Below are 13,239 nucleotides of genomic sequence, written 5' to 3'. Positions count from 1 at the left end.
CGCCGCCCGCTCGGTGATCTCCCCGATCCGGGCGGGCAGGGCGGGGCGGAGATCAGCCGGCGTACGGGTCGGTGATGGTGTGCCGCCGCTGTGCGGTGTCCAGGACGTGCCGGGGGAAGCGCGGGCCCGCTGTGTAGTGCCGGCCTCGGGTCTGGCCGACGGCGTTCAGCACCCCTGCCTTGGTGAGGGCCTGGAGATCCCTCGTCGCCTGCTGTGTGTTGAGCGCCTCCGCCTTCTCGTAGCGCGAGCGCCGTACCCGGCCCACCATCGCGACCTCGTGCAGCGCGGTCAGCTGCCGCTCGGTGGCCCCGAGCCCGTCGGCCGCTTCCATCAGCTGGATCCAGCAGTCGTTGGACCGGTTCACCCGGTGCTGTACGCGCTGGGTCTGCTGGTGGTAGGCGAGCAGGTTGAACCTGATCCACGGAAGGGTGTCGCGCTCGGGTGACCAGACGGGGCCGCCCACCTCACGGAGAACCTTGTAGTACTCCCAGGTGTTGCCCGGCATGCCCAGCCACTCCTCGATGGAGGAGAACTCCGGGGCCAGCACCCCGCCGCGGGCGATGACCAGTGTCTGGAGCGAACGGGACATCCGGCCGTTGCCGTCGGACCACGGATGGATCTTCACGAGGTTCAGGTGGGCCATCGCGGCCCGCACGAGGACGTGCCGGTCGAGGTCGCCCTCGTTGAGCCAGGTGACGAGCTCGCCGGTGAGGTCGGGGAGGAGCTCGTGGTCGGGCCCCTCGTAGTCGGTGGCGAGCTCGTCGCCGGGGGCCGTGATGCGGATGGCGGTCCGGCGCCACTGCCCCGCTGTGGTGAGCGGGTGGTGGTGGCCCTGGAGCATCCAGTGCAGACCGTTGAGGAGCCCCTTGCTGTAGCGGAAGTCAGGGGCGTTGTGGAGCGACTGGATGTAGGTCATGGCCTGCTGGTAGGCGAGCGTCTCCGCCTTGTTCTCCTCGCTGGCGTCCACCTCGCGTTCGCCGTCCATCAGATCGGCCACGTCCTTGGCGTCGACCCGGTATCCCTCGATGGTGTTCGACGCGGCGATGGCCCCGGCGGTCAGGGCCTTACGGAGATCCAGCTCCCATTTCCTGGGCACCTGCTGCACCGCGTGCCGGAGCTGTTCCCGCAGACCGTCGATCTCGTGCAGGACCTTCTGGTCGGCGGGTTGGAGGCGAGGGGTGCGATACAGCATGACGCAATGATACCTGACTCCTATCATTGCGTCGCGAGGGTCCGCTCGGTGATCCACCCCCCGATCCGCTCCAGCAGATCGGGCCCGGCGGCGTTCTCCGCGTGGGCGAAGCCCGGTTCGAGCCAGAGGTCGCAGGTGGCCGGGGAGGCGGCGGCGTGGAGGGCCCGGGGGTGGTCGAGGGGGAAGTACGGGTCGCGGTCGCCGTGGACGAGGAGCAGCGGGACGGGGGCGATGAGCGGGACGGCGGCGACGGGGGAGAGCGGGACCGGGTCCCAGCCCTCGGGATGGACGCGGGTGCGCAGGCCGACGCGGGAGACGAGGCGGCCGGCGGGGCGGGTGACGGCCCAGTGGAGGCGGCGCATCGGGGCGGTGCCGCGGTAGTACCAGCGCGCGGGGGCGCTCACCGACACGACCGCATCGGTGTGAGCTGCGGTGCGCCCCCTGTGCGCCGGGTGCAGCGCCGCGTGGCGCAGCACCACCGAGCCGCCCATGGAGAAACCCAGGGTGGCGACGCGGCGATGGCCCAGCGCGCGGGCCCAGCGGACCGCCGCGGCCACGTCCTCCACCTCACGGTCACCGAGGGTGGAGCGCCCGCCGGAGCCGCCGTGGCCGCGGAAGGAGAACGTCACCACCGCGGCCCGCTCGCCGAACGCGGCGGCAGCCCGGCGCAGCGCCGGGCGGTCCAGGGAGCCGGTGAAGCCGTGCGCGACGACCAGTGCGAGATCGTCGGCGGACCCCTCCCCACCTGCGGCTGCGGCGCCGGAACGAGGGGTGTACGCCGCCTCGATACGGACGCCGTCGGCGGTCAGCAGCGACGCTCGGTGACCACCCGACGTGATCGAAGGAACACGGGTGCGGCCGGGATCGACCTCGGGTCCGGGGGACATGTGGGCTATTCTGCTGGGCGTGGAGGATCCGGGCAGCGTTGCCCCCGGATCCTTTTGTGCTTTCGGGCAGGCACGGTGCGTGGCCGAAAGCAGCGTACGAAGCAGTGCCGCAGACTCCCCCGGCCGAGGCCGGGTGGTGCCCCCGTCGCAGGGACCGAGGAGGAACCAGACGTCATGGGCGAGCGAAGCGAGCAGTACCGACAAGAACGGGCCGGGTACCGGGCAGGTGGTCGGAAGTGAGTTCCCTCCTGCTGCTGACCAACGCGCTGCAGCCGTCGGCGGAGGTGCTCCCCGCCCTCGGCCTGCTGCTGCACGGCGTGCGGGTGGCTCCTGCCGAGGGCCCGGCCTTGATCGACACCCCGGGAGCGGACGTCATCCTGATCGACGGCCGCCGCGACCTGCCGCAGGTGCGGTCGCTGTGCCAGCTGTTGCGGTCCACGGGCCCCGGCTGTCCCCTGATCCTCGTGGTGACCGAGGGCGGACTCGCCGCCGTCACCGCCGAGTGGGGCGTCGACGACGTCCTGCTGGACACGGCGGGCCCCGCCGAGGTCGAGGCCCGGCTGCGGCTGGCCCTGGGGCGTAAGCAGATCGGCGTGGACGACAGCCCGATGGAGATCCGTACCGGTGATCTCTCGGTGGACGAGGCGACCTACAGCGCCAAGCTCAAGGGCCGGGTCCTGGACCTGACCTTCAAGGAGTTCGAGCTGCTGAAGTACCTCGCGCAGCACCCGGGCCGGGTCTTCACCCGCGCCCAGCTGCTCCAGGAGGTCTGGGGCTACGACTACTTCGGCGGCACCCGGACCGTCGATGTGCACGTCCGGCGGCTGCGCGCCAAGCTCGGCCCGGAGCACGAGTCGCTGATCGGCACCGTCCGCAACGTCGGCTACCGCTTCGTGGTGCCGGACAAGGCGGAGCGCGCGGCCGAGGCGAAGGAGAAGGCCGCGAAGGACAAGGCGGCCGGCGAGAAGAAGGCGGCGGCCGCGAAGGAGACGGCGCGCGCCGGCGGCACGGCGGCCGGGGCGCGGTCCGGCGGGAGCTGAGTGCCGCCGGCGGTTCGCCCGGCGCCCCCGCTGAACCGCCGGCTCCTCCGGGCCCTGCCGTCGCGCTCCCGGGCCGCCCCCGCGGGCGGCCGGCGGGAGTGTGACGACAGGGCCTGGGGCCGTCCCGGTCCGCCCGCGTAGACTGCCGCGCGTGGCCAAGGTGACGCGGGACGATGTGGCAAGACTGGCGGGAACCTCGACCGCGGTGGTCAGTTACGTCATCAACAACGGACCGAGGCCGGTCGCCCCGGCCACCCGCGAGCGGGTGCTCGCCGCGATCAAGGAGCTGGGGTACCGCCCGGACCGCGTGGCACAGGCCATGGCGTCGCGCCGTACCGACCTCATAGGGCTGATCGTCCCCGACGCCCGGCAGCCGTTCTTCGCGGAGATGGCGCACGCGGTGGAACAGGCCGCGGCCGAGCGCGGCAAGATGGTGCTGGTCGGCAACGCCAACTACCTCGACGAACGCGAGGTCCACTATCTGCGCGCGTTCCTCGGGATGCGGGTCTCCGGGCTGATCCTCATCAGCCAGGGACCCAGTGAGCACGCCGCCGCCGAGATCGACGCGTGGGACGCCCGGGTGGTGCTGCTGCACCGCAGGCCCGACGCGATCGACGACGTCGCGGTGATGACCGACGACGTCTGGGGCGCGCAGCTCGCCACCCGCCATCTGCTGGAGCACGGCCATCCGTACGTCGCGTTCCTCGGCGGTACGGAGCAGACGCCGAAGTCCGGCGACCCGGTCACCGACCATGTCGAGGGGTGGCGCCGGGCGATGCAGGAGGCGGGCATCCCGCTGACAGGCCGCTACTTCCAGGCGCCGTACAACCGCTACGACGCCTACCAGGTCGCGTTGGAGCTGCTGGCCGGACCGGACCGGCCGCCGGCTTTGATGTGCGCCACGGACGACCAGGCCATCGGTGTGCTGCGGGCCGCGCGGGAGCTGCGGATCGATGTGCCGGGGGAGCTGGCGGTGGCCGGGTTCGACGATGTGAAGGAAGCCGGGCTGACCGATCCGCCGCTGACGACGGTCGCCTCGGACCGGGAGGCGATGGCACGTGCCGCCGTCGATCTCGTCCTCGACGACGGGCTGCGGGTGGCCGGCTCGCGCCGGGAGCGGCTGCGGCAGTTCCCCTCCCGGCTGGTGGTCCGCCGCTCCTGCGGCTGCGGGGGCTGACGCCGGGCCGCCCGCGAGGGGCGGGCGCGGCCGGCGGGCCGGGGCCGGGCGGGTGTTCTTATACCGGGCATACCTACTTCTGCCGGGTCTCTCAGGGCGTTCTCACCCGGTTCTCATGGTGGCCGCGCACAGTGGTCTCATGACCGAGAGCTACCGCCGCAGCGGAGATGAGATGTCCCAGGACGGGCCGTACGGCTACGGCCACGGCGACGACGCCCGCGCGGGCGGGGCGGGGGCGTACCCGCCGCCGCCTCCCTACGCCCCCGGTGGCGAGGGTGTGTACGCGGGGTTCGCGGGTGCCGGTCCGCAGGAGCCGCCGCGGCGGCGGGCGCGGCGGCCGGTCGCGCTGATCGCGGCGGTGGCGCTGGCGTCCGGTCTGATCGGCGGCGGCAGCGCGGCGCTGATCGCCGGGGCGACGCAGCACCGGCAGGACTCGACGGTGTCGGCGCCGCTGGTCAACGCGGGGAAGACCAGCGGGAGCGGGGTCTCCGCGGTGGCGAAGGCGGTCAGCCCGTCGATAGTCGAGATCCAGGCGCGGACCGTGGAGGGCGAGTCGACCGGTTCCGGTGTGGTCGTCAGCGGCAAGGGCGAGATCGTCACCAACAACCATGTGGTGTCCGGCGCCCGGACGGTGACCGTGGCGTTCAGCGACGGCAGCCGGAAGACCGCGACCGTCGTCGGGACCGACCCCGACAAGGACCTGGCGCTGGTCAAGGTGCACGACGCGAAGGGGCTGACGCCCGCGAGCCTGGGGAACTCCGACGGGCTGGCGGTCGGCGACCAGGTCGTGGCGATCGGTTCGCCGGAGGGGCTGACCGGCTCGGTGACCAGCGGCATCGTCTCCGCGCTCAACCGCGATGTGACGGTGCCGAAGAGCGACGGGCAGAGCCGGGGGCAGGAGCAGGACGGGGATCAGTGGCCGTTCGAGTTCGGCGGGAACCGCTACAACGGCGACACCGGTTCGTCGAAGACCTCGTACAAGGCCATCCAGACGGACGCCTCGCTCAACCCCGGTAACTCCGGTGGTGCGCTGATCAACATGGCGGGGCAGGTCGTCGGCATCAACTCCGCGATGTACGCGCCGAGTTCGGCGTCGAGCAGTACCGCGGGCAGTGTCGGTCTCGGCTTCGCCATCCCGATCAACACCGTCAAGGCGGACCTCGACGCGCTGCGCGGTGGCGGCAGCGGCGGGCCCAACAGCGGGGTGTGAGCCCCGGGCGGCGGGACGGCGGACGGCGGATCGGTGTGGGGCCGGTCCGCGGGGTCCGGGGCGGCGGGCCGGTGTGGGGCCGGTCCGCCGCCGCGGGCCGTGTCCGGGGCCCGGCCCGCCGTACGAGCGGCCCGCCGTACGAGCGGTCGCCGTACGAGCCGGGCGGGGTCCGCGGGCCGTGCCCGCCCGTGGTCGCGTCCGGTCTGTGTCCGTCCGTGCGCCTGCGTCCGGCCCGGCCTCCCCTCGGGCCGGACGCGCCGGTCACCGGCCCGCGCGTCCCGGTCCCGCTCGGGCGGGGTCCGGACCCCGGACCGCCCCCGTGCCCCGCCTCCCCCGTATCCCATGAGAGGACGACACCATGACCCGTGGTCTGACTGTTCCGGTCCGCCGTGCGCGGCGGGCGCTCGCGGTGGCCGTCGCGTGCGCGTCCGGGCGTCCCGGCGCGGCGGAGGGCGGCGGGCGGCGGGGGCGCCCCGTCCCGGCTTCCGGCCGCCGCACCGCCGATCGCCGCAGGTGAGGGCTGTCCCGTGGCGGGCCTCGGGCGTGCGACGCTTGGCGCGGGTGGCCCGCCGCCCGTCGTTTCCGTATCGCGTCCAGAGGTATGCAGAGGTAGCCGCGTATGAGCCCCGCCGACCACGGTGACCAGCCCGCCCGCGTCCTGATCGTCGACGACGAGCCCGCGGTCCGCGAGGCGCTGCGGCGCTCGCTGGCGTTCGAGGGGTACGCCACACAGGAAGCGGTCGACGGGCTCGACGCCGTCGAGAAGGTCGCCTCGTACGATCCGGAGCTGATCGTGCTGGACGTGCTGATGCCGCGGATGGACGGGCTGACCGCCGCCCGTCGGCTGCGGGCGAGCGGGGTGACGGTACCGATTCTGATGCTGACCGCCCGCGACACCGTCGGCGACCGGGTCACCGGCCTCGACGCGGGCGCCGACGACTACCTCGTCAAACCCTTCGAACTGGACGAACTCCTCGCCCGCATCCGGGCGTTGCTCCGCCGCAGCTCCTACGCGGCGGCCGGGGCGCGGCCCGCCGACGGTGACGTCCTCGCCTTCGCCGATCTGCGGATGGACCTCTCGACCCGGGAGGTGACCCGCGGCGGGCGGCCCGTCGAGCTGACCCGGACCGAGTTCACGCTGCTGGAGATGTTCCTCGCGCACCCGCGGCAGGTCCTCACCCGGGAGCAGATCCTCAAGGCCGTCTGGGGCTTCGACTTCGAGCCGACCTCCAACTCCCTGGACGTGTACGTGATGTATCTGCGGCGCAAGACGGAAGCGGCGGGCGAGGCGCGGCTGGTGCACACCGTGCGCGGTGTCGGCTACGTCCTGCGGGCCGAGGGCGGCGGCGAATGACGGCGCCGCCACCGCCGCCCGGCGCACCGGCCCCCGGCGGCGCCACCGCGGCCAAGGCCGCGTCCGGTCTGGCGGCCCGCGCCGCGCGCCGCTACCGGCAGCTGCCGCTCCGCTCCCGGCTGGCGATGCTCACCGCCGTCGCCGTGGCCCTCGCGGTCGCGGCGTCCGCCGCCGCCTGCTGGCTGATCACCCGCGACCGGCTCACCGAACAGCTCGACTCCACACTGCGCAGCGTGGACGTCGGCCAGAGCTATGTGCAGGCGCTGAAGATCTCCTGCTCGGGCACGGCCGACGGGCAGGTGGCGTTCCAGCCGACGCCGTACACCGTGCAGTTGGTGTCCACGTCGGGTGATGTGTGCACCGCGCCGGACAAGGACCCGGTGCCCGCGCAGCGCACCGATGTGGCTGTGGCGGACGGCCGTCTGGACGGTGTCGTGCACACCGCCCGCTCCGCGCGCGGCACGCAGATGCGGGTGGCCACGCTCCACTACCCGGGCCCGATCACCGACGCGCGCGGCAACCGCATCGCGGTCTCGGTCGCCGCGCCGATGGACCAGGTCACCCAGCCGCTGAACCAGCTGGCGCTGGTGTTGCTGATCGTCTCCGGGGTCGGGGTGCTGGGCGCCGCCACCACCGGGCTGTGGGTGGCGCGCGCCGGGCTCAAACCGGTGGACCGGCTCACCGACGCCGTCGAACACGTCGCCCGGACCGAGGATCTGACGCTCCGTATCCCGGACGAGGGTGAGGACGAGATCGCCCGGCTCTCGCGGGCGTTCAACTCCATGACGGCGGCGCTCGCCGCCTCCCGGGAACTCCAGCGGCAGCTGATCGCGGACGCCGGGCACGAACTCCGTACGCCGCTGACGTCGCTGCGCACCAACATCGATCTGCTGGTCCGCAGCGAACGCTCCGGCCGCGCGATCCCGCCCGCCGACAAGGAGGCGCTGCTGACGTCGGTGAAGGCGCAGATGGGGGAGTTGGCGTCGCTGATCGGCGACCTCCAAGAGCTGTCGCGGACGCCGGACGCAGGGCCGGGCGGCGGCGGATCGCTGCGGGTGGTGGCGCTGCACGACACGGTCGCCACGGCGCTGGAGCGGGCCCGGCTGCGCGGCCCGACGCTCACCATCACCTCGGACCTCGCGCCCTGGTACGTCCGCGCGGAGCCGGCGGCGCTGGAGCGCGCGGTGGTCAATCTGCTGGACAACGCGGTGAAGTTCAGCCCGGCGGGCGGCACGGTGGAGGTCCGTCTGGCCGCGGGCGAGCTGACCGTACGCGATCACGGCCCGGGGATCGCGGAGGACGAACTCCCGCACGTCTTCGCCCGCTTCTGGCGCTCCCCGTCGGCCCGTTCGCTGCCCGGCAGCGGTCTGGGCCTGTCGATCGTCGCCCGGACGGCGGAACAGGCCGGCGGCGGCATCCTGCTGCGGCCCGCGCCGGGCGGCGGCACGGAGGCGGTGCTGACGCTGCCGGGCGCGCCGACGCCGCCGCCTCCCACGCCGGGGACGGCACCGGGCGGGGAGTCCCCGGGCTGACGGCAGAGGCCGGGGCCGAGCGCGCTCCGACGGGAACGAGGACGGGAACGGGGGCGGGGCCCGGCCGGGTGATCCGGCCGGGCCCCGCCCCCGTACAGGCCGCCGCCCTTACTTTCCCGTCTTCTTCGCCGCGTCGCCGAACGGCAGGTCGCGGCCGTCGAGTTCGGCGCGGATACCGTCCTCCTCGACGGAGATGTGGCGCAGCCGCACGTCACCGGGGGTCTTCGGGAGGCGGAACGAGAGGGAGAGCTGGTCGGCGAGTTGCGGTTTGGTCAGGCCGGAGAGGGCGCCGAGGACCTTGGGGTCGATGCCGACCTTCTGCAGCAGCCACGGGTGGTCGACGACGACATCGACGAGGTTGACCTTCATCAGCTTCGCCACGAAGTCCGGGGAGCCGGTCAGCTCGTGCAGCTTGTCCGAGCTGTGCAGCGCCTCGTCGACGTACTTCTGCGGGATGCCGATGCGCTGCACGATCGCCGGGACACTCAGCATCGACTTGATCTTCCCGGCCTGACGGCTCAGCTCCGCGGCGGCCTTACGGGTCAGCCGCAGGCCCTCCTCCTCGCCGGTGCCGGGGCGGTAGACGGCGACGTCGCCGATGTCCAGCCGCATCCGGCTGATCCGGGTGGAGACGCCACGGTCACCGGCCTGCTGGATACGGGCCTGGGCGTGCACCCGCAGTTCGTGGCCGGCGATCGGCAGGCGGCCCACGGCACGCACCTGGTTCGGGCCCATCTCGCTGAACTTGACCTGGGAGGCGCCCAGTTCACGGTTCATGTCGTCGAAGGCGAGCAGTACATCACCGTGCATCGTGCCGATGGTGGCGCCCTTGACGGCGGTGGGCAGATCGCCGTCAAGCCGGATGTCGCGGGCGCTGGCCTCGAACTTCGCGAGGGAGACCCGGTCGGCCGCCACGTCGGGGATGGTGACGTCGACCCGGTCGAGGTGCTTGTCCAGCACCTGGGTGAGGAAGGGGAAGCCCTTGATGCCGACCTCGGGCGCGGCGGTCAGGTGCAGTGCCTTCTTGATCTGCTGCTCGGCCTTGTTCTGCGCGTACAGCACGGCGAACCGGTCGCCGAGGGTGAGGAACGCGGCGGCCACCACGACCGCGACCACCAGCTTCAAGGTGAGCGGGACGGCGGCGAAGCGGCTGATACCGCGCTTGGTCCGCCGGTGGTTCGGCGGCTGCCAGGCGTCCTCGTCCTCCTCGTCGGAGCGCAGTCCGAGCCCCAGCGGATCGTCGCTGCCGTCCCGCTCGTTGAGGTAGCGGCGCCGCTCCAGCCGGTGCGGGGCGACGGGCTCCGGCTCCGGATCGGGCTCCGGGTCGGCGAGGGCGGCCAGGTCCGCGTAGGGGTTGACCGGCTCGAACTCGCGGGTGTCCCGCTCCGGATCGTCGGATGCCGGTGGGGCGGCGGTGTCCGGTCCGGGCCGTGGGGACGGGGGTGAAGATATGCGTTGGGGGGTTCGCATCCGCACATCTGACCATGAGCGGGTCCCCCGTTAGCAACTCCACCCGGCTGTAAGTGCGCAACGCCACGCTTGTACGCGGGGGGTGGGGGGAAGCGGGTGCGGCGGGCCGCTCGCGCGGGATGAGAGGCCGGGGCGGGCGGACGGGCGACGGGGCAGGCCGCCGGTGTCCGGCGGGGCGGGCGGCGGGCGCCGGGCTGCCCGGAGGTCCGGCGCCGGGTACGTCCGGTCGTCCCCGTGCGGGCCGCGCTTCGTCCGCCGCCGGGGCATCCCGGGCGCGGAGTGGGGGAACATGAGGGCTCGCGGGTTTCCGTGCCGCACCGCCTGCCGCGCCGACCCGCTCCGCCGTCACGAAACAGGGGGTCGCGCCGTATGGCCATGCTCAAATCCACGATGAAACAGCAGGTGGCCGAGGCCGTCTGCCGGGCGGCGCCCGGTGACCGGGCGCTGGTGACGTTCCAGGCGATCACCGGCCCGGTGCCCTGGCTGACCGCCGGGCTGCTGGGACACCTGGTGGCCACCTACTACTTCGTGACGCTCACCGACCGCGCGGTGGTCCTGCACCACCAGGCGGGCGTCGCCCAGCGCCCGACGGACATCGCCTACGCGATCCCCCGCGAGCAGGCCCAAGGGCTGGTCACCGAAGCCCGGTTGCGTCCGCTGTGGAGCGTGGTGCGCCTCGCCCTCCCCGGGGCACCGGCACCGGTCCGGCTGAACGTCCACCGGATGTGGCGCGCCGAACTGGAAGAGTTCCTCCCCCACGCCGGTGGCCCCGGCACCCCCGGCGGCGCCCCGCAGGGGTACGCCCCCGGGCCCGCCGGACCTCTCCAGGCGCCCCCGCCGGGCCCCCAGGGGCAGCCCGGTCCGGTGCCTCAGCCCGGTGCGTACGGCTCCCCGCAGGGGCAGGGCACCCCGCAGTCCCCGCAGCCGCCGGCCCCGTACGGGATCCCGCAAGGGCAGCCGGGGCAGCACTCCCCGGTCCCGCCGTCCGGCCCTTACGGGTACCCGCAGGGGCAACCGGGAGCGCAGCAGCCGGGCGCCCCGCAGGCCCCGGGCCAGGCGGGCGGCCCGCCCCAGGCGGGCCCGTACGGTGCGTCGCCGCAGGTCCCGGGCGAGGCGGGAGGCCGGCCGCAGTCCGGCCCGTACGGGGCGCCGCAGCAGCCGCCCGGCCCTTACGGCGCGCCCCCGCAGGGCAACCCGTACGGCGGCTGACCCTTCCCTTACGGGGCGGACGGTCGTCGTCGGGGCCCCGCGGGGGCGGGGGAGGGCGCGGGAGATGGTCAGGCGGGGCAGCCGCTCACCTGCTCCGCCGCCCGCGCGGGGTCACTTCACCACGGTGATCCGGTCCGCCTTCGGCGGCGTCAGCGGCTTGCCGGCCGAGGAGTGGGCCGTGAGGTAGGCGGTGAAGGAGTCCAGGTCGGAGCCGCCGACCAGCGGGTTCTTCCCTTCCTTGAGGGCGGGGAAGCCGTCGCCGCCGCCGGCCAGGAACTCGTTCATCGTGACGCGGTAGGTCTTCGCCGGGTCGAGCGGGGCGCCGTCCAGCTTCACCGAGTCCTTGACGATCCGGTCGGCGCCCTTCTTCGTCAGGTCCAGGGTGTAGGTGAAGCCGTCCGACACCTGAAGGATCTTCGGTGACGCCTCGTTGGCCCCGCTGACCTGCTGCTGGAGCGCGGTGAGCAGCTGGGCGCCGGTCAGGTCCACGGTCCGCATCATGTTGGTGAACGGCTGGACGGTGAACGCCTCCCCGTAGGTGACGACCCCGTCGCCCTCCTTGCCGGACGCCGCGTAGGCCAGATCCGAACGGATCCCCCCGGGGTTCATCAGGGCGAGCTGCGCGCCGCCCTTGTCCGGCGCCTTCGCCGCCTCCCGCTGCGCGTCGGCGACGACATCACCCAGCGGTGACTCCGGCTCTCGCGCGCCCCGGCCCGCGATATCGGCCGAGATGTGCCCGACGGGACGGTTCGCGACCGGCGCGGCCAGCTTGTTCCAGCGGGCGATCAGCGATGTCATGTCCGCCGCCTTGGGCTGCGTGCGGTCCACGACGTGGTTGGCGGCGCGCCCCGCGGCGCCCCGCGCCCGGACGTTGGTGCGCACGATGTCGCCGGTGGCGCGGTCGTACGTCAGCGTGGTCTCGGTGTAGAGCTTCCCGAACGACGCGGCGGAGGTGACCGTACGGGGGTTCCCGGCGGGGTCGGGGAGGGTGCAGACGTACGACTGGTGGGTATGGCCGGTGACCAGCGCGTCGACCTTCGGGGTCACCTTCTTGGCGATCGTGGTGATCGGCCCGGAGATCCCGTCGCCCGGCCCGGGGCTGTCGCAGTCGTAGTTGTACGAGGTGGAGGCGGGCATCCCGCCCTCGTGGATCAGGGCGACGACCGACTTCACGCCCTGCTTGTCGAGGATCTTGGCGTACTTGTCGATGGTGGCGACCTCGTCGTGGAAGGTCAGCCCCTTGACGCCGTCCGCGTTGACGATGTCGGGGGTCCCCTTCAGGGTCACCCCGATGAAGCCGATCCTCACGCCCTTGTGCTTCCACACGGTGTACGGCTTGAGCAGCGGCTTTCCGGTCTTGTCGTCGGTGACGTTCGCCGTCAGGTAGGGGAAGCCGGCGCCCTTGAAGGTCTTGCCCTTCTCGAAGCAGCCGTCCTTCGGGTGGCAGCCGCCCTTCTGGAGGCGGGTCAACTCGGCGCGGCCTTCGTCGAATTCGTGGTTGCCGACGGAGGTGACGTCGAGGCCGAGCTTGTTCATCGCCTCGATGGTCGGCTCGTCGTGGAAGAGCCCGGAGAGCAGCGGGCTGGCCCCGACCATGTCCCCGGCGGCCGCGGTCACGGAGTAGGGGTGTCCCTTACGGGCCGTGCGCAGCGACTGCGCGAGGTACTCGACGCCGCCTGCCGGAACGGCCTTCTTGCTGCCGTCCGGCTGGAGCTCCTCGACGGTCCCGGACGAGCCCTGCGGCGGCTCCAGGTTGCCGTGGAAGTCGTTGAACGAGAGCAGCTGGACATCGACGGTGCGGCCCTGGGCGGTGTGTGCGCGGGCGGTGTCCGGCGCCGCGCCGGACGGCAGGGAGGCCGCGGTGACCGCGGTGGCGGCGGCGAGTACCGCCGCTCCGGCCGTCAATCTGCGCGCGAGGCGGCGCCGTTGGGGTGTCGCTTGCATGGGTTCCCTTCCGTGGACCGGGCGGCCGGCGGCGCCGCGCGGAGGCGGGCGGCCGGGCGGTGGCTGCGGCACCGGCACGCTGACGCGTCCGGGCGGACCGCAGCCTACGGTCAACGCGCGTAGCGCAACAGGTCCGCAGGGGGACGGGGGAGGACGGGGAGATGACGGCGGGGTGGCGCCGAGGCCCTGGCGAGCGCGCTCCGGCGGGGCGGCCGGTGCGTGGC

At 73.4% G+C, this 13,239-nt stretch carries 10 protein-coding genes; 6 read left to right on the top strand and 4 right to left on the bottom strand.

Translation table 11 applies throughout. The annotated features are described in order from the left end of the window. Positions 1–52 precede the first annotated feature (52 nt). Positions 53–1,192 (bottom strand): Fic family protein, encoded by a 1,140-nt coding sequence (locus ACZ4M8_RS10225; protein ID WP_467605145.1) that lies wholly within the window; start codon positions 1,190–1,192, stop codon positions 53–55. A 23-nt stretch (positions 1,193–1,215) separates the two neighbouring features. Next, positions 1,216–2,079: an alpha/beta hydrolase family protein gene (locus ACZ4M8_RS10220; protein ID WP_467605143.1), complete on the bottom strand. Its 864-nt coding sequence runs from the start codon at positions 2,077–2,079 to the stop codon at positions 1,216–1,218. A gap of 236 nt (positions 2,080–2,315) precedes the next feature. Between ACZ4M8_RS10220 and ACZ4M8_RS10215 the strand changes: the two genes are divergently transcribed. The 5 genes from ACZ4M8_RS10215 to ACZ4M8_RS10195 all read left to right on the top strand — a co-directional run bounded on the left by ACZ4M8_RS10215 (position 2,316) and on the right by ACZ4M8_RS10195 (position 8,392). Next, positions 2,316–3,119, top strand: a complete 804-nt coding sequence (locus ACZ4M8_RS10215; RefSeq protein ID WP_467605140.1) for a response regulator transcription factor — start codon at positions 2,316–2,318, stop codon at positions 3,117–3,119. A gap of 151 nt (positions 3,120–3,270) precedes the next feature. Next, positions 3,271–4,296 carry a LacI family DNA-binding transcriptional regulator gene (locus tag ACZ4M8_RS10210; protein WP_467605138.1) on the top strand — a complete coding sequence of 342 codons (1,026 nt, stop codon included), beginning with the start codon at positions 3,271–3,273 and terminating at the stop codon, positions 4,294–4,296. A gap of 139 nt (positions 4,297–4,435) precedes the next feature. Then, positions 4,436–5,506: a S1C family serine protease gene (locus ACZ4M8_RS10205; RefSeq protein WP_467605135.1), complete on the top strand. Its 1,071-nt coding sequence runs from the start codon at positions 4,436–4,438 to the stop codon at positions 5,504–5,506. 619 nt (positions 5,507–6,125) lie between these two features. Next, positions 6,126–6,860: a response regulator transcription factor gene (locus ACZ4M8_RS10200; protein WP_467605133.1), complete on the top strand. Its 735-nt coding sequence runs from the start codon at positions 6,126–6,128 to the stop codon at positions 6,858–6,860. Then, a complete protein-coding gene (locus ACZ4M8_RS10195) occupies positions 6,857–8,392 on the top strand; it encodes a sensor histidine kinase (RefSeq protein ID WP_467605131.1) in 1,536 nt (511 codons plus the stop codon). Before ACZ4M8_RS10200 ends, ACZ4M8_RS10195 begins: the two co-directional genes overlap by 4 nt. A gap of 108 nt (positions 8,393–8,500) precedes the next feature. Here ACZ4M8_RS10195 and ACZ4M8_RS10190 read toward each other — a convergent pair whose 3' ends face one another. Beyond that, complete coding sequence (locus tag ACZ4M8_RS10190) at positions 8,501–9,862, bottom strand: LmeA family phospholipid-binding protein (protein ID WP_467605129.1); 1,362 nt, start codon at positions 9,860–9,862, stop codon at positions 8,501–8,503. Between the two features lie 369 nt (positions 9,863–10,231). On the opposite strand from ACZ4M8_RS10190, the gene ACZ4M8_RS10185 reads away from it, so the two are divergent. After that, entirely contained in the window at positions 10,232–11,071 is an 840-nt protein-coding gene (locus ACZ4M8_RS10185) for a hypothetical protein (protein WP_467605127.1), read from the top strand. A gap of 111 nt (positions 11,072–11,182) precedes the next feature. Here the strand turns inward: ACZ4M8_RS10185 and ACZ4M8_RS10180 are convergent, their stop codons facing one another. After that, positions 11,183–13,015 (bottom strand): bifunctional metallophosphatase/5'-nucleotidase, encoded by a 1,833-nt coding sequence (locus ACZ4M8_RS10180; RefSeq protein WP_467605124.1) that lies wholly within the window; start codon positions 13,013–13,015, stop codon positions 11,183–11,185. Positions 13,016–13,239 lie beyond the last annotated feature (224 nt).

It is taken from the genome of Streptomyces sp. NPDC027185 (assembly GCF_055567035.1).
The sequence above is the reverse complement of the archived record's forward strand: the minus strand, read 5'-3'. Positions and strand labels throughout refer to the sequence as shown.